Here is a 22904-nt window from a genome sequence, read left to right as displayed (position 1 = left end):
CACTACTCGCTGCGGGCGGTCTCCGGGCCGGTGATGCGTTCCAGCAGCGGCAGGGTGGAGGCGATGACGCCGAGGCAGGCTGCCAACCCGACCACGACGATCACGTAGAAGCGTGGCTCCGGCGCGACCAGCGTGTAGCCCATCTGCGCCCGGAGGAACAGGTGGGCGGCGAGGAGGCCCATCCCGATGGCGACGGCGGCGACAGCGAGCATCGGCACGGCGCTCTCCAACGCCACCACCCGACGCAGTATCCGCACCGGAGCCCCGCTGAGGCGCAGCAGGCTGAACGGGCGTCGGCGCTCGGTGAGACCGCCGATGACGCTGACCGCGAGGCTGCACCCACCGAGCGCGAGGCTGGCGATGATGATGACGTTGGCCAGTTGCTCCCAGCCGCGCAGCGTGTTCGCGAAGTCCGACTCGAAGTCACCGGGCACGTTCGGCCCCACCCAGAAGGTCGGGAAGGCGACCTCCAGCACGGTACGGGTGCGCTCGACGGCGGCGGCGGAACCGTCCGTGCCGACGACCATCGCCCCGACCGGTAGCCGTTGGAGTTCGTCGAGGGTGAGCGACGCGGCAGGCCAGACCGTCGCGGACGACGCCGACTCCCGCCAGCGGCTGAGGCCCAACGGCACCTCGATGACGCCCGCGCCGTCGGCGCACCGACCGTATTCGCTCGGGAGGTCGGTGCACGCGATCACCCCGACCTCGCCCGAGTCGGTCACCACCGGGTTCTCGCGGATGGCGGTCGCGGAGCGCACCCCGGTGATCGCCCGCAGCTCGGCGAAGAGCGTGTCGGGCACCGACGCTGTCCCCTCGTCGAAGACGGTGGTCACCGTGCCCGCGTCGGTCGAGCCGGTGGGTGCCGGGCCGCGGTTGGCGACGATCGTGGTGATCACGCCGACGGACACGCTCGTGACGAAGAGCGCGAGCATGATGCCGCTGATCGCCCGGAAGCCGGCCTTCGGATTGTCCGCCAGGCGGCGCGCGGCGATGAGCGTGGCCGGGCGGTTGGCGTACCGGGCCATCACCCGGGCGCCGACCATCGTCAACCAGGGACCGGCGAACACCAGGCCGGCCATGATGAGCAACAGGCCGGGCAGGAACACCGCCGCCTGGCCGTCGGACGTCTCGGGCCGGAAGCCGATGGCGAAAACCAGCACGGCGACGCCGAGCACCATCGGGATCAGCCGGTACGCGCGCGGTGGACGGGGGGTGACCCGTCGGGTGACGCCCAGCGGCGAGATCCGTACCCGGCGCAGCGAGATCTGGGCCGCCAGCGCCGCGCCGGCCGGGACGCCGAGCGCCACCAGCAAAATGTCCCCCCCCGTGAGGGACATGTCGCTGGGGAAGAACGGCATACCGGTGAACGGGATGCTCGCGAGCGGGTCGCGGAAGGCGTAGAACAGGCCGAAGCCGACGGCGGTGCCGACGACGGCGGCGAGGCCCGCCTCCACGGCGGCGACCAGCGAGATCTGCCGGGGTGTCGCGCCGACCAGGCGCATCGCGGCGAACCGCTGCTCCCGGCGGGCGGCGCTGAGCCGGGTGGCGGTGCCGATGAAGATCAGCACCGGGAACAGCAACCCGCCGGCGACCACACCGAGGATGAGGTCCACAGTGGTTTCGGGAAGCACGGGTGTGTCACCGACGTCGTCGACCTGCCGTGCGTTGGGCAGCTTGCCGACGCTGTCCGGTGTGCCGCCCACGATGGCGAGCAGGGTGTCCGGTGAGGTCAGCCCGGACGGTCCGACGGTGCCGAGGTCACGCCCCGGGTACCGGTCCGCGAGTTGATCGGCCGGCTGTGCCGCGAACAGGTGCCGCAGTGCCGGCGAGACGTAGTACTCACCGGGGCCGGGAGTGGTCGGGACCCCGGCCGGGACGGGCGCGGTCGATCCGGTGGCGGCGACGTCGATCCGGATGATCTGCTCGCCGTGGAAGTAGTCGTCCCGGGTCGACCACCACAGCTCGTCCGCAGCACCGGTCGTGGAGGCGTGGGGATAGATCGACGCGTACCGGGTGAGCTGCGCGTCGACGGCGTTGACCCCGGCGAGGGTGGTCAGTAGCAGCCCGCTGCCGATCGCGACGGCGGCGGCGATGACGACCAGGCGGGTGAGCGCCTCACGGCCGCCGGCCACGGTGAGGCGGAGCCCGAAGCGGATCACGAGGCGATCCGGGCCGGCGCGTTCACGCGTCCGTCGCGGACCATGACCTCGCGGTCGGCGTACGCGGCGATCCTGGCCTCGTGGGTGACCAGGATGACGGCGGTGCCCTGCTCACGGGCCGCGCTGACCAGCAGGTCCATGACGTGCTCGCCGGTGAGCGAGTCCAGCGCGCCGGTCGGCTCGTCGGCGAAGAGCACCTGCGGCTCGGCGACCAGGCCCCGGGCCAGGGCGACGCGTTGCGCCTGCCCGCCGGAGAGCTCGCCCGAGCGGCGGTGCTCCAGGCCGTCCAGACCGAGGCGCGCGAACCAGGCAGTCGCCTTGGGTAGCGCCTGCTTACGGTGTACGCCGCTGAGCAGCAGCGGCAGCGCGACGTTCTCCACAGCTGTCAGCTCGGGGACGAGTTGACCGAACTGGAAGACGAAACCGAACCGGTCCCGGCGCAGGCTGCTGCGTTCGGTCTCGGCCATGGCGTGCACCCGGGCGCCGTCGAAGAGGATCTCGCCGGAGTCGGGCACCAGGATGCCGGCCAGGCAGTGCAACAGGGTGGACTTGCCCGAGCCGCTGGGGCCCATGACGGCGAGGATCTCGCCCGCCTCCACGGCGACGCTGGCGCCACGCAGGGCCGGCGTCTGACCGAAGGAGAACTCGACGTCGCGCGCTTCGATCACGACGCTCACGGCCGTACCTCTTTCCGGAGGGCGTCCAGGCGGGCGCCGGTCATCTCGATCCATCGGAGGTCCGCCTCCAGGTGGTAGAGGCCGTGGTCGGCGAGCAGCGCGTCGACCAGGCTGCCGGCGCGCTTGATCTCGGTCAGCTCACGCATCCGGTGCAGGTGCGCGCTGCGCTGGGTGTCGAGGTATTCGGCGGCCGGCCGGTCCAGCATCAGCGCGAGCACGACCTTGGCGAAGAGCACCGTCTGCAGGTGCGGTTCCGGGTCGACCGGCTGGGTCAGCCACTGCTCGACCTCGGTCGCGCCGACGTCGGTGATGATGTAGCGCTTGCGGTCGGGGCCGGAGCCGGGAGCGACGTCGCTGATCACCACCTTGCCGTCGCGGGCCAGTCGGCTGAGGGTGGAGTAGACCTGGCCGAACGGCAGTGGCTTGCCCCGGCCGAAGAAGGCGTCGTAGTCACGCTTCAGGTCGTAACCGTGGCTGGGCTCTCGTTCGAGGAGGCCGAGAAGGGTCAGTGGCACGCTCATGCCAGCAGACTACACCGAGGGTATACCTCGCGTATATACCCTCGGTGTTTTGTGGATCGGCCCTGGTCCAGGCGTTGGTGGAGATCGAATCGGGCGCGGCGCGGCCGGCGTGCCGTCAGCCGGTCAGGGTGCGGGCCACTGCGTAGCCGGTGGTGGCCGCAGCGAGCCCGGCCGCCACGCTGCCAAGCACGTTGGCCAGCGCGAGGAGCCGATGACCGTCAGTGGTCAGCCGCAGCGTCTCGTAGCTGAAGGTGGAGTAGGTGGTCAGCGCGCCGCAGAACCCGGTGCCGAGCAACGCGCTCACCGCCGGGCCGACCGGCCACCCGACCAGGACGCCCAGTAGCAGCGACCCGGCCACGTTGACGAGCAGCGTGCCCCAGGGGAACGCCGAGCCGTGCCGGGACTGCACGGCCCGGTCGGTGAGGTAACGCAGCGGCGCGCCGACCGCCGCGCCCAGTGCGATGAGCAGGACGGTCATCGGGTCACCCGACGCAGCAGCCCGGCGGTGACAGCGTCGCCCAGGGCGACCGCCACGAGCGCACCGAGCACCGTCGCGGCGAGGTACGTCAGCGCCGTGCCCGGTGCGCCCAGGACGATCGCCTGCTGCACGTCGACCGCGTAGGTGGAGAAGGTGGTGAACCCGCCGAGCACCCCGACTCCGAGGAACGGGCGAGCCAGCGGGGGCCCACCGTCGAGGTGCCCGAGCACCGCCATCAGTACGCCGATCAGCAGACACCCGGCCGTGTTGATGGTGAACGTGGCCCACGGGAAGCCGGTCGGTGGGTGCGGAACGGCGTGTTGCAGGCCGGCCCGGGCCAGCGCGCCGAGCGCCCCGCCGGCCGCGATGGCGGCGAGGATCGTCGCGGGGCGCGCGGTCAACTCGCGGCGGTCGGCGGGGACGCGCAGGTCGACGTCGGGGTCGGTACGCGGCTCGAACGGCTCTGGCACGGCTCCTGAGCGTAGTGCCGGCGACGGCGGCGTCCGCGCACCGCCGCCACAGGGCGTCAGCGCACGGCCGGCGACAGGGGTGTCAGCGCACGGCCGGCGGCGGCCGGGTCAGCGCACCGCCGGCGGCGGCCGGGTCAGCGCACCGCCGCGACGGCGGCGTCCGAGCCGCCTCGCCAGACCGTGCCCACCTCGCTGAATCCGGCCGCGGTGAGCGCAGCGAGGTGCCACGAGACCGGTGGGTTCCATTCTGGGCTGTGCCCGGTCGGGTAGATGGCGTGTCGCTGGGCGACCAGCGGGGCGAGCGACGAGTCTGCGCCGGCGCGCTGCCACCAGTCCGACCAGGACAGCACCGAGCCGGCGGCGTACCGGGCGTTGCGACGGTCCCGGGCCCGGTCCATCAGCCGCTTGGTCAGCTCCGGCACTGAGTCGTCGGGCATGTGATCGGCGTTGACGAAGACGCCGCCCGGCCGCAGCACGTCGCGCAGCTCGGCGTAGAGCTGGCCGAGCCGGTCTGCCGGCAGCCAGTGCAGGGCGGTGGCGGTGAGCACGGCGTCGTACTCCTGGTGCGGCAGCGTGGAGCGCCACTCGGGGGTGCCGAGGTCGGCCGTGACGATGGTGGCCCGGTCGGCCAGCGAGGCGTCGGCGATGGCGAGCAGCGCCGGGTCGAGGTCGACCACTGTGGTCTCGGCGGCGGGGAAGCGAGCGAGGGTCCGCAGCGAGATGGTGCCGGTGCCGCCGGCCAGGTCGAGCACGCGTGGCGGTCGGTCGTCGAGGACCGCGTCGACGGTGTCGAGCATGGCGGTGAACCGGTGCTCACGGTCCGGCATGAACGCTTCCTGCTGGCGGTCCCAGCTTTCCTGCCAGGCCCAGGGATCCGCGATGTAAGGACTCATGGCGACCAGGCTAGTTACGCCGCCGACGCGTTGTCCAGACCTTGTTGCACATCTTTTGCAATTGCGAGAAGATGGCAGGGCGATGATCGAAGCGACGCCGGGCCGGGCATCCGCCCGGCCCGGCGTTGTCGTCGAGGCGGGTCAGACGGCGGTCCCCGCCAGCTCCGCCTCGGCTCCCGCCGGCTCGTCGCGGCGGGCCAGCCGCAGCGCGCCGAGGAGTACGACCAGACCGATGAGGGTGAGCGCGGCGCCGGCCCAGATGGGCGAGGTGTAGCCGAGTCCGGCGGCGATGGTCACCCCGCCGATCCACGCGCCCAACGCGTTGCCGAGGTTGAACGCGGCGATGTTCGCCCCGGACGCCAGGGTCGGCGCCTGGTGGGCGTACCGCATGATCCGCATTTGCAGCGGCGGCACCGTGGCGAAGCCGAACCCGCCCATCAGCACCAGCGCGACGATGGTCAGCACCGGATTTGTGGCCGTCAGCGCGAAGCCGACGAGCACCACGGTGAGCACCGCCAGGACGGTGACCAGCGTGCGCGACAGTGACCTGTCCGCCGCCCGGCCGCCGAGCAGGTTGCCCGCGAAGAGCCCCACGCCGAAGAGGACGAGCAGCCACGGCACGGTGCTGGAGGCGAAGCCGCTGACCTCGGTCAGCGTGTAGGCGATGTAGGTGAACGCGCCGAACATCCCACCGAAGCCCAGGACGGTGATCACCAGGGAGAGCCAGACCTGCGGGTGGGTGAAGGCGCGCAACTCGCCGCGCAGCCCACCGGCCGGCCGGTCGGCGTTGGTGGTGTCGCCCACCGGGATCAGCAGGGCCAGCCCGATCAGGGCGACCACCCCGATGGCGGTGATCGCCCAGAACGTCGACCGCCAGCCGAAGTGCTGCCCGAGGAAGGTGCCGAACGGCACGCCGAGCACGTTGGCGATGGTCAGACCGGCGAACATCATGGCGATGGCGCCCGCCCGTCGGGCCGGTGCGACCAGGCCGGCGGCGACCACGGCGCCGATGCCGAAGAACGCGCCGTGGCAGAGCGCGGCGACGACCCGGCCGGCCATCATCACGGCGTAGTCGTCGGCGACGGCGGACAGCAGGTTGCCGATGATGAAGAGCACCATCAGGCCGAGCAGCACGGGTTTGCGCGGCAGGCGGGTGACCGCCGCGGTGAGGGCGACCCCGCCGACGGCCACGCTGAGCGCGTAGCCGGAGATCAACCAGCCGGCCACCGGCTCGGTGACCGCGAAGTCGGCGGCCACCTCGGGCAACAGCCCCATGATCACGAACTCGGTGAGACCGATGCCGAAGGCACCGATGGCCAGCGCGATCAGGCCGGGCGGCAGGGACTTCTGGGGTACGGACATGGTCTTCCCATCGAGTGGAGGCAGATACGCGGCGCGTGCAACTACACGCGCCAACAACGAAATACTTGCACGCGCTTTATATCGGCGCAAGCGTGCTAGTCTGGGGTCCGTTCAGATCACACCGAGGAGGCCAATATGGGCATCGCCGACGACGCGGTCGAGATCCGCGCCCAGGGCTGGCGCACCCTCGCCGCCCTGCACGCGCTGATCGAGACATCCCTGGAGCGGGCGCTGCAGGCCTACCACGAACTCTCCGTCGTCGAATACACGGTGCTCGACGCGCTCTCCCGCCAGGACGGCTGGCACATGCGGATGAGCCAGCTCGCCCGGGCCGCCGCGCTCTCCGGGAGCGCCACCACCCGGCTGGTCACCCGCCTCGAACAACGGGGGCTGCTCACCCGCATCCTCTGCGCCGACGACCGGCGCGGCATCTACACCGAGCTGACCCCGGCCGGCTCCGAGCTGCTCGCCCAGACCCGACCCACCCACGACCGGGTGCTCACCGACGCGCTCGCTCAGGCGGAGGCCGCCCCCGAGTTGGCGCCGCTCGTCGACGCCCTGCACCGGCTGCCAGCCACCCGCTGACCGCCCGGCGGCCGGCGCGGCAGCGGGCGTACGGTACCCGCAGCCCCACCGGGACCGCCGCGCCAAGGAGGCAGCCGATGCAGGATCGCACCCCTCGTCCCGAGGAGCTGGAGCCGATCGAGCGCGCCGGCATCGACGAGCTGCGCGCCCTGCAACGCGACCGACTGCGCTGGTCGTTGCGGCACGCGTACGACAACGTGCCGCACTACCGGCGGGCGTTCGACGCGGCCGGGGTGCACCCCGACGACTGCCGGGATCTCGACGACCTGGCGCGCTTCCCGTTCACGGGCAAGGCGGAGCTGCGGGAGAACTACCCGTTCGGCATGTTCGCCGTACCCCGGGAGCGGGTGGCCCGCCTGCACGCCTCCTCCGGCACCACCGGCCGGCCGACAGTCGTCGGCTACACCCGCGACGACCTGCGCACCTGGGCGCGACTGATGGCCCGCTCGATCCGCGCCTCCGGCGGCCGCCCCGGCGACCGGGTGCACGTCGCGTACGGCTACGGGCTCTTCACCGGCGGTCTGGGCGCGCACTACGGAGCCGAGGAACTGGGCTGCACCGTCATCCCGGTCTCCGGGGGCATGACCGAGCGTCAGGTCATGCTGATCCGCGACTTCGAGCCCGAGGTCATCATGGTCACGCCCAGCTACCTGCTGGCCATCGTCGACGAGATGCGCCGCCAGGGCGTCGACCCACGGGCCACCTCACTGCGAGTGGGCATCTTCGGCGCCGAGCCGTGGACCGAGGACATGCGCCGCGAGATCGAGCAGCAGTTGGACATCCACGCCGTCGACATCTACGGACTTTCCGAGGTGATGGGCCCCGGCGTGGCGACCGAGTGCGTCGAGACCAAGGACGGCCTGCACCTCTGGGAGGACCACTTCTACCCGGAGATCATCGACCCGGTCACCGGGGCGGTGCTGCCCGACGGCGAGCGGGGTGAGCTGGTGTTGACCTCCCTGACCAAGGAGGCGATGCCGGTGGTGCGCTACCGCACCCGCGACCTGACCCGGCTGCTATCCGGCACCGCCCGCCCGATGCGCCGGATCGAGAAGATCACCGGCCGCACCGACGACATGATGATCCTGCGTGGAGTGAACATCTTCCCCACCCAGATCGAGGAGCTGATCCTGCGCACCCCGCAGCTCTCGCCGCACTTCCAGTGCGTTCTCGATAGGCACGGCCGGCTGGACACCCTCACGGTGCGGGTGGAGCGGCGGGCCGGCGTCGACGTGGACGCCGCCGAGCGGGCCGGCGGAACGCTGGTTCAACTGGTCAAGAACACCATCGGCGTCAGCGTCGCGGTCGACGTCCTCGCCCCCGACACCGTGGAACGGTCGATGGGCAAGATGCGCCGCATCGTCGACCAGCGACCGTCCGGCTGACCGCTGACCGACGTTCCGGGTCGGAAGCTGCGGGCGGATAGGCCGCCGGCCATCCCCACCGGCTGCATTGCCCGGCCCCGCCCTACGCTCGGCTGGTGGACACCATGAGGTACGGACACCTGGGCCGCTCAGGTCTGCTGGTCAGCCGGATCGGCCTCGGCACCATGAACTTCGGGTACACGGTGGACGAGGCGACCAGTTTCGCGGTCATGGACGCCGCCGTCGACGCTGGCATCAACATCTTCGACACCGCCGACGTCTACGGCGGGCCACAGTCACCGGAGATGCAGAAGGGCTACGGCATCGCGGAGGAGACCGTCGGCCGGTGGCTGCGGCGCAGTGGGCACCGTGATGACATCGTCCTGGCGACGAAGGTGTACCAGCCGATGGGGGTCGGCCCGAACGACCGCCGGTTGTCCGCCTACCACATCCGCCGCGCCTGCGAGGCCAGCCTGCGGCGACTGGAGACCGACCACATCGACCTGTACCAGATGCACCACGTGGACCGGGCCACGCCGTGGGAGGAGATCTGGCAGGCGATGGAGCAGCTCGTCCGCGAGGGCAAGATCACCTACGTCGGCAGCAGCAACTTCGCCGGCTGGGACGTGGCGCTCGCCCAGGCCGCTGCCTCAGCACGCCACTTTCTCGGCCTGACCAGCGAGCAGAGCCTCTACAACCTTGCCGTACGCGCCGTCGAGCAGGAGCTCGTCCCCGCCCTGCGTCACCTCGGCGTCGGACTGATCCCGTACAGCCCTCTGCACGCCGGCCTGCTCGCCGGCGCGCTCGACGCCCTGGATCAGGGCCGCACCACCGACCCCTCGACCCGGCAACGCGTCGAGGCGCACCGCGCCCAGCTCACTGCCTACGAGGGGCTGTGTCGAGAGTTGGGCGCACAGCCGGCGGCCGTGGCTGTGGCCTGGCTGCTGCGCAACCCGGTCGTCTCCACCACGATCGTCGGCGCGACGACGATCGACGAACTGCGATTGGACCTCGACGCGTTGTCCGTGCGGCTGGACGACGAGGTGGTGGAACGACTCGACCAGATCTGGCCCGGGCCGGGAGAAGCCCCACAGTCCTACGCCTGGTGAGTCGGTTACCCGTCGGTGACGCCGACGGGCAGCAAGGGGCCCTTGGTGTGGCTGTGGTCGACATAGGATCGGGTCCATGCGCGTGCTGGTGGTCTCCGCCCCGCTCGTCGGTCACGTCTTCCCCCTGGTGCCGCTCGCGGTCGCCCTCCGCGATGCCGGCCACGATGTGCTGGTGGCCACCGGTGGCGGAGCGCTGGCCGCCGCCGAGGCGGGTCTGCCGGTGCACGACATCGCGCCCGGCTTCGACTTCGGCCGGATCGCGCTGCGGGTCCTTCCCCGTCATCCGCTGATCGCGCGGGCGGAGCTGGCCGGCACCGCCGGCACCCGGGGCGCCGGCCTGCTGTTCGGCGCGCTCAACGACCAACTCGTCGACCCGGTGGTCGCGCTGGCCACCCGGTGGCGGCCGGATCTGGTGCTGTACGAGCCGTTCGCGGTCGCCGGCGCGGTGGCCGCCGCGAGGCTCGACGTGCCGGCCGTCCGCCAGGAGAACGCCCTCTTCGACGGCCGGGACCTGGTCGGCGCCACCGTCGCCCGACTCGGCGCGGCGCTGCGCCGCCACGGCCTCACCGAACTGCCCGCGCCGGCCGCCGCCCTCGCCGTGGCGCCGCCCAGCGTTGCCACGCAGGGCGGCTGGCCGATGCGCTACACGTCCTATGTCGGCGGCGGGGAACTGCCGGCCTGGCTGCGCGAGCCGGGTGAGCGCCCCCGGATCCTGGTCACCCGCAGCACCCTCACCGGCCCCGGAGACCGGGGGCCGATGCCCGCCGTGGTGGCCGCCGCCGCCGAGGTGGACGCCGAGATCGTGCTGGTCCGCCCCGACAAGCGGTCGGCCCGATCGGTGCCCGGCAACGTGCGGGTGGTCGGCTGGATTCCGCTCGACGAGGCGTTGCCGGCGAGCGCGGCCCTGGTGCACCACGGTGGTGCGGGTAGTGCCTTCGGTGCCTTCGCCGCAGGCCGGCCCCAGCTGGCCACCACGGGTGCCGGGGACCGGCGGCACAACGCCGAGCTGGTGGCCCGCCGGGGTGCCGGCCTGGCGCTGCGTCCCCGGGACATCACCGCGCGGGCACTGACCCAGCTGCTCACCGACGAGCGCCTGCGCACCGCTGCCGCGCAGGTCAGCAGCGAGATCGCCGCGATGCCGCCACCGACGGACCTGGTCGGGCGGCTGACGGCACTGGCCTGACGTCCACCCCGCGTGGCCACCCCGGATGCACTGTCGACTGCGGCAGGATGGCCGGATGCGACACGTCGTGCTGTTCCACTCCGTGTACGGGCTGCGACCCGCCGTGCGCGCCGCCGCCGACCGGTTGCGCGCCGCCGGGCACCAGGTCAGCACCCCCGACCTGTACGGCGTCCCGGCCACCGACACCGTCGAGGAGGGCTTCGCGCTGCTCGACAAGATCGGCCAGGAGGTGGTGCTGGACCGGGCCCGCGCCGCGCTGCGTGACCTGCCACCGGAGACGGTGCTCGCCGGCTTCTCGATGGGCGCCGGGGTGGCCGGGGCGCTGCTCGCCGAGCGCCCGGCCGCCGCCGGTCTGCTCCTGCTGCACGGCACCGGTGGTGCCCCGGACGCGGTCGCACCCGGGTTGCCGGTGCAGCTGCACCTCGCCGGCCCCGACCCGTACGACGCGCCGGACGAGGTTGACGAGTGGCAGCAGGGAATGACCGACGCCGGTGCCGATCTGACGGTCTTCAGCTATCCGGGCGTGGGTCACCTGTTCACCGACCCGGACCTGGCCGAGTATTCCCCGGACGCCACCGCGGCGTGCTGGCCGCGCGTGCTGGCCTTCCTCGCTGCCGGCTGAGCGCCCGGCCGCACCGCACCGACCCGGAGGCCTGGTGGAGTGGCCCCGCCAACGGCGTCAGCAAGCCAGGTCTGGTGATGGAGACCCAGCCGGTTGCAGTGATCAGCCGCATTCGTGCCGCCTACGACGAGCTGACCGCCCGCTACCGTGGCCCCGACGGCCTGCTCGCGCTGCCCACCGAAGCGCTACTAGCCTCAGCCTCCGCACCCTAACCACCCCCCCGCTCCACCCCCCGGCCCCCGCGCCCCGCCCTTCACCGCGCCGATCTTGCAGTTTCGGTTGCCGATATCAGTGGGATGCCGCTTATGCCGGGACAGCAAGTGCAAGATCGCCGCCCACAACCGTCGATCATGGAGTTGTGGTGCCGGACTTCTTGGTCTTCGGGGCATTTGTCACCCACCACAACTCCATGATCGACGGGGCGGGGCGGGGCGGGGCAGGGCAGGGCGAGGCGAGGCGAGGCGGGGCAGGGCGAGGCGGGGCGGGGCGGGGCCGGGCAGGGCGAGGCGGGGGTGAGGGTGGGGGTGGTTAGGCGGAGGCGGGTAGGTCGTCCAGGGGGCGGATCAACTGTGGGCGGGGTGCTGCCCGTGCTACGCCCGGCGGAGTGCCGGCGTCCGCGAATGTCCACTGCGTGGCCGAACTCGCCGGCGTGGGGCGGATGGGCGTTGCGGGTTGTCCGACGTCCCGGAATCGGTCACCGCTCGCGCGGCGCCGAGGTCGGGACGCCGCAGCGGCCGGCGTCGGCGGTACGTCGCTCGCCGAGGCGACGGCTCGGAGCCTGCGTGGGCCCGCCGTACGGTTGGTGGCGGGACCCGACGCGGCGGGTCGGGTGGCCATCGTCGGGGTGGGGCTGCCTCGCCTCAGCGGGGTCGGGCCGGTGGCACCGCCCGCCCCTGCCGAAGCCAGCGACGCGAAGACGTCATCGAGGCGGCCGGTCCGAGCGCCAACGGTGTCGAGGCGCACGATCTGCGCGCTCCTCGCCGGCGAGCCGTTGGGCGCACCAGCGAGCGTGGCGGGCGGGCCGGCGTCCCGGTGCACCGTGTCGAGGTGCGGCACGGCGGCGGTCCGGCGTTGGAAGACGGCCCGCAGGGCGCGGGGCAACCGTTCGACGGCGACCTGGCGCAGCGCGGGAGCGGCGAACGCGTACCCGTCGACGTGGTGGGGGAGCAGCAGCCCTGCGGTGACCAGCTCGCGGAGCGCGGGCGCGGACCGGCCGGGTGTCCAGCCGAGTGCCCGGTCCACGGCCGCCCCGGAGATCAGACCACCGAGGGTGCCGGCGGCCATCAGCACCGCCCGCCGCTCACCGTCGAGGTGGTCCAGCTCCGCGCCGACGGCCCGGCGTACGGCCTCGGGCAGCGGGAGCGCAGCCGGGTCGGCACCGTCCACCAGCGACGTGACGTACGCCGCCGCGTGCCCGGGGCGGCCGCCCATCAGCGGCAGCAGCCGGTCGACCAGGGCCACCGGCTGTCCGGCCCGGGTGAGCAGGTGGCGCAGCAGCCGTCCGGACTGCACCGTGGCCAGGGGTCCGATCGTCATCTGGCGGGCCGGGCCGGGCCGGGTGTCGGTCCACTGCGGCTGGTGCACTGTGAGCAGGGCCAGCGGCAGCTCACGCTCCGTCGCCGCGTCGTACAACGCGTGCAGGAAGCGGCTCACCGCGGGCGCGGCCCGGTCCAGGTCGTCGACGGCCACGATCAGCGGCTGGTGGGCGGCCAGCCGCAGCAGGACCTCGCGGCAGATCGCCGCGCCGGTGAGGGCGGTGGCCGAGCCGTCCGGGGTGGTCAGCATCCGCTGGAGCGCCGGAACCGCGGTGGCCACCCGGGTCGGCGGAAAGAGCGGGGTCAGGGCGGCGACGAGCCGGTCGTGGACCGCCGCCGGGCCGTCGCTGTGCCGAATCCCGGCGAGGCCGCGGAGCAGGTGCGCGACCGGCGCCAACACCTGGTCGGGGTACGGCTGGCAGGTCGCCACGCACCAGCGGACCGGCAGTCGGTCCACCGTGGTCAGCCCACGGGTCAGCTCGTGCAGCAGCCGGCTGCGGCCACTGCCGGTGGGGCCGACCAGTGAGATCCAGCGTGGTGTCCGGTTTCGGATGGCCGAGCCCAACTGGTCGCGGATGGTGGCCAGCTCGCGGCGTCGACCGATCAACGGGCCGTCGTGCCGGTCGGCGCCGGGGCGAACCGGACCGATGGCGTGCCAGACCGGCACCGGCGACACCCGGCCGGCGACGGGCGTCGGCGTCAGCTGACGCTGGGTGATCAGGCCGGCGGTGGCGCGGGCGGTGGCCGCGCAGAGTGCGACGGCGCCGGGCGCGGCGTACTCCTGCAGGCGGGCCGCTGTGGTGATCACCGCCCCGCTGGCCAGGCCGTGCCCGCCGGTGACGGCGTCGCCCAGGTCGACCACCACCTCGCCGGTGGCGACACCGACCCGAACGCGCAGCCTGATGCCGTCGACCATGGGCCGTCGGTCCAGCGCGGCCTGGATCTCGAGCCCGGCGCGCACCGCCCGGTACGCGTCGAAGCCGTCGGAGTGCCGGGCGCCGAAGAGCGCCATCACGGCGTCGCCGATGTACTTCTCCACCACCCCGTGCCAGCGGTGCAGCACACCGGCGACGGTGTCGAAGTAGGCCCGCTGCAACGCTCGGACGTCCTCGGGGTCGAGCCGGTCCACCAGGGCCGTGGATCCGACGATGTCCGCGAAGAGGACGGTGACGACGCGCCTCTCCTGGGGTACCGGCCAGAGCGGGGTGACGGTCCGCTGCGTGTCGACGATGATGCTGGTGGTCATGGGTGTCGCACCGGCCTCTCTCCCCGCTGTTGCCTGATCACCTCCGGAGATTGGCATTACTGGGCCGACGGGGGATCTGCCGAACGACGTATGTCGGCCACCTGCAACCTTTAGTCGCAAAGTCGACGCGAGGAGTACCAGAACCGGTGGGCGGCCGTAGAACGGTGTGGGGCCCTGTGATTAGGCTGCGTGGCATGGCCAGCGATGTGGACACCGCACCGCTCGTGGGCCGGGCCGAGCTGGTGCAGACGGTTCGGTCCGCGTTGCTCGGTGAAGCCGCGCACGGGCAGACCGCAGCGGTCTTCCTGACCGGCGAGAGCGGTGTGGGAAAGACCCGGCTGTTGGGCGAGATCGGTGACCGCCTGCGGGAGCGGGGCGCCGTGGTGCTCACCGGCAGCTGCCTGGACATCGGCGACGCCTCTCCGTTGCACCCGCTGTTGCAGGCGCTGCGCCGGTTCGACGCTGAGGTGTCCACCTCACCCGCCCGTACCTCCTCGGCGGTGCGGGGGCTTTTGCAGATGTTCGCCGACGAGACCGCCAGCCCGGACGGCGCCGGCGCGTTGCTGGAGCGGGTCTCCCGTGGCCTGCACCTGATCGCCGAGGGTCGCCCGCTGGTGCTGATCCTCGACGACCTCCAGTGGGTCGACCGCAGCACCCGGCAGCTCCTGCTCTACCTGCTCGCCGGCCTGGGTGATCTTCAGTTGTCGGTGCTGGCGGCGGTGCGCGCCGAGTCGTTGCAGGGCGCTCACCCGCTGCGCCGGGTGCTCACCGAGCTGCGTCGGCTCCGCACGGTGCGGGTGCTCGACCTGGCACCGCTGGGCCGGGCCGACACCGAGACGCTCGCCGCCGCGGTGGTCGGCCGGACGCTGAGCGCCGACGCGGCCGAGCAGGTGTGGCAGCGCAGCGGCGGCAACCCGTTCGTCATCGAGGAACTGGCCCGGGATCTGCGCGACGGCCGCGACGGGCTGTCCGAGACGCTGCGGGAGATCTTCCTCGACCGGGTCGACGCGCTGCCCCAGCACGCGCACGCCGTGGTGCACGCGGTGGCCGCCGGGGTCGAACCGGTGCAGCACTGGCTGCTGGCCGAGGTGCTGCGGATGCCGGAGGACGAGCTGATCGCCGCGGCCCGGGCCGCGGTGGCGCACCGGCTGCTGGTCGGCGCCGACGAGGGCTACCGGCTGCGGCACCGCCTCGTGGCCGAGGTGCTGGCGCACGAGCTGCTGCCGGCCGAACGCTCCGGGCTGCACCGCCGCTACGCCGAGGCGCTGACCACCGCGCCGGGTGAGTTGCACCAGGCCCGGCTGGCGCACCACTGGCGCCTGGCCGGCGAGCCGGCGCGCGCCCTGCCGGCGGCGGTGGCAGCCGCTCAGGAGGCCGAGCGGCTGCACGGTTACGCCGAGGCGCACCGGCACTGGTCGGCGGCGTTGCAGTTGGCCGCCGAGCCGGGCCCGCTGACGGTGGACCGGGTCGAGTTGCTCGGGAACGCCGCCGAGGCGGCCCACCACTGTGGGGAGCACGCCCGCGCGTTGGCCCTGCTGGAGGAGCTGGCCGCGCTGCGGGGTGGCGAGCCGAGCTGCGCGCTGCACATCCGCCGCGCCCGCTACCTGGCCGCCGCCGGTCGCTCCGCGCTGGCCGAGGAGGAGTACCAGCGGGCGCTGAAGGCGGCGGACTGCTCCCCTCGGGACCGGGCCAGCGCCGCCGCCCGCCTGGCCGAGCTGCTGCTGCACCTGGGTCGCTACGCCGACGCCGGTGAGCGGGCCCGCGAGGCGCTGGCGTTGGCCGAGAACGTGGCGGGCTCGGCCACCGAGGTGGTGCTGGCCAGTTCGGCGTTGGGCTTCAGCGACGCCTGCCTGGAAGACCCGGACGCTGGTCTGGCGGTCATGCGCGACGCCCTCGACACCGCCGAGCGTGCCGGCCAGCCCGAGGACGTGGCGTGTGCGTACCTGCACCTGGCGGAGTTGCTGACCGGGCCGCTGAACGTCCTCGAAGAAGGCGTGGTGGTGGCCCGGCGGGGCGCCGAACGGGTGACCGAGCTGGGCCTGGGCCGCACCTGGGGCACCCGGCTGCTGGCCATCGCCATCAACGGGCTGTTCCGGGTGGGCCAGTGGGCCGAGGCGGAGAAGGTGGTGGCCGCGGCCCTGCGGCACCGACCGTCCGGTGCGGACGCCGTCGAGCTGCTGTTGGCCCGGTGCCGGCTGTCGGTGGGCTACGGCGACATCGAGGCCGCCGGTCGGGACCTCGACGCGGTGGCGACCCTGCTCGCCGGCGGCGGGGCGCGACACGTCATTCCGCTGCTCACCCTGCGCTCCGGGCTGGCCATGTGGGAGGGCCGGCACGACGTGGCGCGGCAGGCGGTGCAGCGCGGCCTGACCGAGAGCCGTTCCGACGACGTGATGATCCTCTCCGCGCTGGTCTGGCACGGCCTGCGCGCCGAGGCTGAGGCGCACGCCAGCCGCACCGTGGAGGTGGACCCGACGGCGGTCCGCAGGCTGCGCGACGTGGCCGAGAGGGTGGCCCGCAAGAGCGCCGGTGCCGCCCGGCCGGTGCGTTCGGTGGTGCAGGGCTTCCTGGCGCTGTGCGCCGCCGAGGTCAGCCGCCTCGACGGCAGCGATCCGGAGCTGTGGGCCGCGTCGGCGGCCGAGTGGGATCGACGCAATCATCCCTATCCGGCGGCGTACTCGCGCCTGCGGCAGGCCGAGGCGCTGCTGGCTCGGCGCAGCCGGGTGGCCACCGCCGGCAAGCTCCTGCGGGAGGCGTACCGGGTGGCGCAGGGGTTGGGCGCGGTGCCGCTGACCTCGGAGATCCGCGAGTTGGCCGGGCGGGCCCGGGTGTCGCTGGACGAGCGCGACAGCATCAGCGGTGCGCGCGGCGTCCCGGTCGAGGCGTCCGACGACGAGTTGGCGGCGCTCACCGCCCGGGAGCGGGAAGTGCTCGCCCTGGTCGCCGAGGGGTTGACCAACAGGGAGATCGGGCAGCGGCTGTTCATCAGCGAGCGGACCATCGGGGTGCACGTGTCGCACATCTTCGACAAGCTCCAGGTCCGTACCCGCGTGCAGGCCAGCGCGATCCAGTTGCGCAACCAACGGGGCTGACCGACTCCACCTTGCGTACGTATCCCGGCGCGTGTGCGCGCCGGGATACGTCGTTCTACTGATCCGGTGGCCGGGTGTCGGCTGAGAGGCTGGGCCGCGTCGACGACGGCACGGGGGATGCCGCCGACCACAATGGAGGAGAAATGATCGAACCGGTCTGGGGGCCCGTGCACCGGGACATCGTCGACCTGCTCGCCGATCATCCCGCGGACGTGCCGGCCGTGGTCGATCATCTGACCAAGCTTCAGGACATGCTGGTTCGGTTGCCACCGTTGGAAGCCAGTTGTCCGCTGGCCGACTTCAACAGGCTCTATCTGACAATCACCAGCAGCGTGCTGGACGGGCTGTACGACGACCGCTTCGTCGACCCGGTCTTCCTCTCCCGGCTCGACGTCGAGTTCGCCGCCCGGTACTTCGACGCGATGCGGCTGTGGACCGACTCCAGCCCCGGCACCCCGAGGGCGTGGTCGTGCCTCTTCGAGCGGATGCGGGGGCCGGATGCCCGGCCGCTGCCGTCGGCGGCGGCCGGGGTGAACGCGCACATCAACTTCGACCTGCCGTTCGCCCTGGTGACCACGTTCGATCACCTGGAGTCGGAGCCGGTCGACGGCAGCGACCAGCACCACGACTACCTCGAGATCAACAAAATCTTCGCGGACAAGATCCCCGGCCTGCGCCGGGGCTACCTGGAGCGGTGGCAGCTGCTCATCGACATGCTCAACGGCGACATCGACGACTGGTACCAGGGGGAACTGGTCGAGTACACCCGCGATGTCGCCTGGCGTAACGCGCAGAAGATCTGGCGGTGCCGGCACGATCCGGACGCCCGAGAGTGTGAGCGCACACGGCTGGACGACAACGCCGCGGCGCTCGGCCGGTTGCTGCTGTCGCCCCTCGGGGCGTTCCTGCAGTAGCCGGGACGGGGGGCCTCCGCGCTCCGCCCCGTGGGGGGCGGCGGAGCGCGGAGGCGCGTCCCACCAGTTCCACCCCGTGTGGCCGCCCGAGGTCGGGTCGGTCACTCAGGGGACAGCCGGTCGGCCCCGGGGGGTGTCGACCGTCTGCCGCCGTCGGCCGGCCGGGGGGGTCGGCCGGCGGTGGGGGAACGCCGGGCGGGAGTCGCGTCGAGGGCCTGCGGATCCGGGGGTGTCGGCGGGCTCGGATCGGGTACGCCCGCGCCATGACCGTCCTGGCCCGGCGTCGGCCCGCCGCCCGCCCCCGGCCCGCGCGTCCCGGCCCGCTGCGGCCGGGTGGCCCGGTGTCGAAACCCACCGCTCGGCCCGGCGCCCGATGACCGGCGTCGTGGCCCGGTTTCCGTTCCGCTTCGATCCGGTGTTCCGCCCGGTGCTGGCGCTGCTCGGGGTCCGCCCGGCGACGGCCTGGGTCGCCGTCACCGAACGGGACCTGATGATCCGGTACGGGCCGTGGCGGCTGCGGACCGAGCGGGGCAACGTCACCGCCGTCGAGCTGAGCGGACCGTACCGCTGGTGGCGGGCGATCGGCCCGCACCTGTCGCTGGCCGACGGCGGCGCGACCTTCGGCAGCAGCGTGGCCGGCGGGATCTGCCTGCGCTTCGGCGTGCCGGTGGCGGCGCTGGTGCCCGGGGGACGGCCCCGGCACCCGGCGGCCACTGTCACCGTCGCCGACCCACCCGCGCTGGCCCGGCTGCTCGCCGTCGCGGACCTGTCCTGAGCAGGCCGAACAGGTACCCGGTTCCGCCGATCGGACGCCGGGGCACCGCCTACCGTCAGATCAGGACCTGTGAGGGTGGGACTGGCGATGGGTGACGAGCACCGGGCAAAACCACGGCGCTGGAGCGGGCGCCGACACGCGCCGAGCGGGCCGGACCCGGCGCTGCGGGCGGCCCGCGATCCGGCCCGCCCACATCGGGGTGGCCGGCAGGGCGTCGTGGTGCCCGAACGCGTGGCCACACCGGCCCGCTCGGCGCCGCCGGCCAGCCCGCTGCGCCGGTGGCTCTTCCAGCACCAGGTGCAGCCGCCCGGCCCCGAGGCGACCGAGGGGCAGAACCGTCGGCACGCCTGGTGGCAGGTGATGTGCCTGACCGGCGTGGACTACTTCTCCACGCTGTCGTACCTGCCGGGCATCGCGGCGGTGGCGGCCGGGGCGCTCTCCCCGCTGGCGACCTTGTTGATCGTCGTGCTCACCCTGTCCGGCATGCTGCCGATGTACCGGCGGGTGGCCCACGAGAGCCCGCACGGTCAGGGTTCGGTGGCGATGTTGGAGCGGTTGTTGCCGTTCTGGCGGGGCAAGATCTTCGTCCTCGTGCTGCTCGGCTTCGTGGCCACCTCCTGGATCATCACGATCACCCTCTCCTCGGCCGACGCCACCGTGCACCTGCTGGAGAACCCGTACCTGCCGGACGTCCTGCACGGGTCCGTGGTGCCGGTCGTGGTGACGGTGGCGCTGCTGCTCATCCTCGGCGGGGTGTTCCTGCTCGGGTTCCGCGAGGCGGTGGTGGTGGCCATCCCGCTGGTCGCGGTCTTCCTGGTGCTCAACGCGGTGATCGTCGTGGTCGCGGTGGGTCGGATCGTCGAGGACCCGGGCATCGTGTCGAACTGGACGGCCGCGGTGACAGCGACCGGTGGCGGACCGGGCCAGGTGCTGCTCACCGCCGTGTTGGCATTCCCGCTGCTGGTGCTGGGGTTGTCCGGTTTCGAGACCGGGGTCAGCATGATGCCCCTGGTGGCGGCCGACGGCCCGGACAAGCAGGCCCGGCTCGCCGCGCGGATCCGCAACACGCGCCGGCTGCTCACCACCGCCGCGTTGATCATGTCGGTGTACCTGATCTCGACGACCTTCGTGACCACGGCGCTCATTCCGGAGGAGGAGTTCCGGCCGGGCGGCGGCGCGAACGGGCGGGCGCTGGCGTTCCTGGCGCACGCCTACCTGGGGGAGGTGTTCGGCACCGTCTACGACGTGAGCAGCGTGCTCATCCTCTGGTTCGCCGGCGCCTCGGCGATGGCCGGGCTGATCAACATCGTGCCCCGCTACCTGCCGTCCTATGGCATGGCCCCGGAGTGGGCGCGGGCGGTACGCCCCGTGGTGATCGTCTACACCGTCGTCAGCGTCGCCATCACGATCGCCTTCCGCGCCGACGTCAACGCCCAGGCCGGGGCGTACGCCACCGGGATCCTGGCGATGATGGTCTCCGGGGCGGTGGCGGTGACCATCTCCGCGGCCCGTCACCACCGGCGGGGTTCCGCGATCGGCTTCACGGTGCTGACCCTGGTGCTGCTGTACGCGCTGCTGGAGAACGTCATCGAACAGCCGGACGGCATCACGATCTCCGCGCTGTTCATCCTCGGCATCATCGTGGTCTCGTTGGTCTCCCGGGTCACCCGGACCACCGAGCTGCGCGCCGAGCGAATCGAGTTCGACGAGGCGGCCCGTCGGTTCATCAGCGAGTCGCTGGCGCACGACGGGCAGCTGCACCTGATCGCCAACAAGCGGCAGAAGGGGTCGGTGAAGGAGTACACGCTCAAGGAGCGGGCGCAGCGCGGGATGAATCCGGTGCCCGGGGCCGCGGACGTGTTGTTCCTGGAGATCGATGTGGTCGATCCGTCGGAGTTCAGTCAGGTGTTGCGCGTGCACGGCATAGAGGTGGGCGGCTTCCGGGTGCTGCGGGCCGACAGCCCGGCCGCGCCGAACGCGATCGCCGCGATCCTGCTGGCCCTGCGGGACGCCACCGGGGTCCGGCCGCACGCGCACTTCGAGTGGTCGGAGGGCAGCCCGATCGCGCACCTGGCGCGCTACCTCATCCTGGGCCGGGGGGACACCCCGCCGGTGGTGCGAGAGATCATCCGCCGGACCGAACGGGACCCGCTGCGTCGACCCGGCATCCACGTCGGCGGGTGACACTGATGCCGCTCTGACAGCTTTGAAGATGAAAGAGGGCACTATTCACGTTCACGCCTTCCTGTCCGTATTGCGGACCTATCGTGACGTTTGGTAGCCGGCGAACCCGTCGAGCCCCCCGCGCCCGAATCGGCGCGCGGTCACGTCACGTACGCAGGAAGGTAGGCACCGTTGATGTCCACGTACCGAGAGGGAGACCGCGCGACTCAACCCAGACGGCGGTCCCGATGGCTCTTAGCCAGCGGCTTGCTGGCGGGGAGCTTGGTCGTGGGAGCGGCCGGAGCGGCCGCCGCCGCCGACCGCGCCCTCGCCCTCCCCGGTCTGGCCCGGCTGACCCCGGCAGCCGACGACGACCGCCGCACCGGCGACCGGCCCGAACCGGACGCCGAGCGGGCCCGTCCCACCACCCCCGGCACCGGCAAGCGAGGAGTGGTGTCGGTGCCGTGCGACGCCGCGAAGCTGGTGGCGGCGCTGGTCACGGCCAACGCCGAGGGCGGCGGCGAACTCCGCCTCGCGCCCAAGTGCCGCTACACCCTCACCGAGGCGTTCCACGAGACCGACCAGTACGACGGCGGGATCCGGGACGCCCGGGAGGCCGCCGACGCCGCGGAAACCCCCGGCGACGCCGACGCGCCGCCGCACAACCCGGCCGACGACACCGCCGGCCTGCCGGTGATCTACCAGGCGATCACGATCGACGGCGCGGGCGCGACCATCTCCCGGGCCGCCCAGGCCGCCGCGTTCCGCTTCTTCACCGTCCGCGATGGCGGCGAGCTGACCCTGCGCGACGTGGAACTGCACAACGGCCGATCGGCTATCGAGGGCGGCAGCGTGCACGTGGTGCACGGCGCCACCGCGGTGGTGGAACGGGTCACCGTCACGCAGAGCACCTCGCTGTCGCCCGAGGGGGGCGGCGGCGGCATCTTCAACGACGGCAACATGGTGGTCACCGACTCCACGTTCGTCGGCAACAGCGCCTCCGGCGCCGCGGGCAAGGGCGGGGGCCTGCTCAACGGTGGCGTACTGACGCTGAAGCGCTCGGAGTTCCACCGCAACAGCGCCAACGCCTACGGCGGCGGGCTGGGCAACTACCGTGGTGCCGCCGACGTGGAGAGCGTCTCCTTCACCCAGAACAGCGCCGTCCAGGGTGGCGGGCTGGCCAGCTTCTCGGCCCGGACGAAGGTCTCCGACACCGAGCTGCTGAACAACACCGCGCAGGTCGGCGGCGGTGCCGCCAACTCCGACGCGGTGCTGGTGATGCGCACGATGACCATCCGCGGCAACACGTCCACAGTCAACGGGGGCGGTGTCTCGACGGTGAAGGGTCTGACGCCGATCGACGACAGCGTGATCGACGGCAACACCACCCACGGCTTCGGAGCCGGCATCTACGCCGAGAAGGCGAACCTGCTGGTCCGCGGCAGTGACGTGACCCGTAACGAGGCTGTCGGCGCCGCGTCCCAGGGCGGAGGCATCTATGCCAACGCGGGCTCGGTGGCGATCTACACCAGCAAGGTCACCCACAACGCGTCGACGGTGAAGCCCGGCGGCATCTTCGGCATGCACGCCCAGGTCAAGATCGACGATGAGAGCGTGGTGGTCGAGAACGAACCGACCAACTGCGAGGGCAGCCAGGTGCCGATCGCACACTGCTTCCGCTGAGCGTCGACCCGCGCACCATCCCGAGCGCGTTCATCCCGAGTGCACCGCCCGTCCGGACGGATCGTCCGGACGG

At 72.6% G+C, this 22904-nt stretch carries 18 protein-coding genes; 10 read left to right on the top strand and 8 right to left on the bottom strand.

The annotated features are described in order from the left end of the window. Positions 1 to 2: 2 nt before the first annotated feature. From ACLQ3F_RS06780 to ACLQ3F_RS06750, 7 genes are all read right to left on the bottom strand, one after another. Positions 3 to 2159, bottom strand: a complete 2157-nt coding sequence (locus tag ACLQ3F_RS06780; RefSeq protein WP_425847173.1) for an FtsX-like permease family protein — start codon at positions 2157 to 2159, stop codon at positions 3 to 5. Then, a complete protein-coding gene (locus ACLQ3F_RS06775; protein ID WP_425847170.1) occupies positions 2156 to 2836 on the bottom strand; it encodes an ABC transporter ATP-binding protein in 681 nt (226 codons plus the stop codon). Before ACLQ3F_RS06775 ends, ACLQ3F_RS06780 begins: the two co-directional genes overlap by 4 nt. Then, a complete protein-coding gene (locus ACLQ3F_RS06770; protein ID WP_091398392.1) occupies positions 2833 to 3357 on the bottom strand; it encodes a PadR family transcriptional regulator in 525 nt (174 codons plus the stop codon). Before ACLQ3F_RS06770 ends, ACLQ3F_RS06775 begins: the two co-directional genes overlap by 4 nt. Positions 3358 to 3472: 115 nt before the next feature. Beyond that, the gene (crcB, locus tag ACLQ3F_RS06765; protein WP_425847168.1) at positions 3473 to 3835 is read right to left on the bottom strand and encodes a fluoride efflux transporter CrcB; all 363 of its coding nucleotides are present in this window, start codon (positions 3833 to 3835) and stop codon (positions 3473 to 3475) included. Next, positions 3832 to 4305: a fluoride efflux transporter FluC gene (locus ACLQ3F_RS06760; RefSeq protein WP_425847165.1), complete on the bottom strand. Its 474-nt coding sequence runs from the start codon at positions 4303 to 4305 to the stop codon at positions 3832 to 3834. The genes crcB and ACLQ3F_RS06760 overlap by 4 nt, the downstream gene beginning before the upstream one ends. 134 nt (positions 4306 to 4439) lie before the next feature. After that, positions 4440 to 5198, bottom strand: coding sequence for a class I SAM-dependent methyltransferase (locus ACLQ3F_RS06755; RefSeq protein ID WP_425847163.1), 759 nt, complete (start codon positions 5196 to 5198; stop codon positions 4440 to 4442). 141 nt (positions 5199 to 5339) lie between these two features. After that, entirely contained in the window at positions 5340 to 6560 is a 1221-nt protein-coding gene (locus ACLQ3F_RS06750; RefSeq protein ID WP_425847160.1) for an MFS transporter, read from the bottom strand. Positions 6561 to 6695: 135 nt separating this feature from the next. Between ACLQ3F_RS06750 and ACLQ3F_RS06745 the strand changes: the two genes are divergently transcribed. The 5 genes from ACLQ3F_RS06745 to ACLQ3F_RS06725 all read left to right on the top strand — a co-directional run bounded on the left by ACLQ3F_RS06745 (position 6696) and on the right by ACLQ3F_RS06725 (position 11423). Then, on the top strand, positions 6696 to 7145 hold the full coding sequence (locus tag ACLQ3F_RS06745; protein WP_355007431.1) for a MarR family winged helix-turn-helix transcriptional regulator: 450 nt from the start codon (positions 6696 to 6698) through the stop codon (positions 7143 to 7145). A 77-nt stretch (positions 7146 to 7222) separates the two neighbouring features. Then, entirely contained in the window at positions 7223 to 8530 is a 1308-nt protein-coding gene (gene paaK / locus ACLQ3F_RS06740) for a phenylacetate--CoA ligase PaaK (protein WP_425847156.1), read from the top strand. Positions 8531 to 8634: 104 nt separating this feature from the next. Continuing rightward, positions 8635 to 9618, top strand: a complete 984-nt coding sequence (locus tag ACLQ3F_RS06735) for an aldo/keto reductase (RefSeq protein WP_425847400.1) — start codon at positions 8635 to 8637, stop codon at positions 9616 to 9618. A 76-nt stretch (positions 9619 to 9694) separates the two neighbouring features. Then, a complete protein-coding gene (locus ACLQ3F_RS06730; protein WP_425847154.1) occupies positions 9695 to 10801 on the top strand; it encodes a nucleotide disphospho-sugar-binding domain-containing protein in 1107 nt (368 codons plus the stop codon). Between the two features lie 55 nt (positions 10802 to 10856). Continuing rightward, positions 10857 to 11423, top strand: coding sequence for a dienelactone hydrolase family protein (locus tag ACLQ3F_RS06725; protein WP_425847151.1), 567 nt, complete (start codon positions 10857 to 10859; stop codon positions 11421 to 11423). A 528-nt stretch (positions 11424 to 11951) separates the two neighbouring features. Here ACLQ3F_RS06725 and ACLQ3F_RS06720 read toward each other — a convergent pair. Continuing rightward, positions 11952 to 14204, bottom strand: coding sequence for an AAA family ATPase (locus ACLQ3F_RS06720; protein WP_425847149.1), 2253 nt, complete (start codon positions 14202 to 14204; stop codon positions 11952 to 11954). A 194-nt stretch (positions 14205 to 14398) separates the two neighbouring features. On the opposite strand from ACLQ3F_RS06720, the gene ACLQ3F_RS06715 reads away from it, so the two are divergent. The 5 genes from ACLQ3F_RS06715 to ACLQ3F_RS06695 all read left to right on the top strand — a co-directional run bounded on the left by ACLQ3F_RS06715 (position 14399) and on the right by ACLQ3F_RS06695 (position 22831). After that, the gene (locus ACLQ3F_RS06715; protein ID WP_425847147.1) at positions 14399 to 17296 is read left to right on the top strand and encodes a helix-turn-helix transcriptional regulator; all 2898 of its coding nucleotides are present in this window, start codon (positions 14399 to 14401) and stop codon (positions 17294 to 17296) included. 143 nt (positions 17297 to 17439) lie between these two features. Then, on the top strand, positions 17440 to 18210 hold the full coding sequence (locus tag ACLQ3F_RS06710; RefSeq protein ID WP_425847145.1) for a DUF5995 family protein: 771 nt from the start codon (positions 17440 to 17442) through the stop codon (positions 18208 to 18210). 373 nt (positions 18211 to 18583) lie between these two features. Beyond that, on the top strand, positions 18584 to 18985 hold the full coding sequence (locus ACLQ3F_RS06705; protein WP_425847143.1) for a hypothetical protein: 402 nt from the start codon (positions 18584 to 18586) through the stop codon (positions 18983 to 18985). Between the two features lie 87 nt (positions 18986 to 19072). Further along, entirely contained in the window at positions 19073 to 21169 is a 2097-nt protein-coding gene (locus ACLQ3F_RS06700) for an amino acid transporter (protein WP_425847140.1), read from the top strand. Positions 21170 to 21343: 174 nt separating this feature from the next. Next, positions 21344 to 22831 carry a hypothetical protein gene (locus ACLQ3F_RS06695; protein ID WP_425847137.1) on the top strand — a complete coding sequence of 496 codons (1488 nt, stop codon included), beginning with the start codon at positions 21344 to 21346 and terminating at the stop codon, positions 22829 to 22831. Positions 22832 to 22904: the final 73 nt, after the last annotated feature.

Origin of the sequence: Micromonospora sp. DT15 (assembly GCF_049841475.1) — a bacterium.
Lineage (GTDB): Bacteria > Actinomycetota > Actinomycetes > Mycobacteriales > Micromonosporaceae > Micromonospora.
The sequence above is the reverse complement of the archived record's forward strand: the minus strand, read 5'-3'. Positions and strand labels throughout refer to the sequence as shown.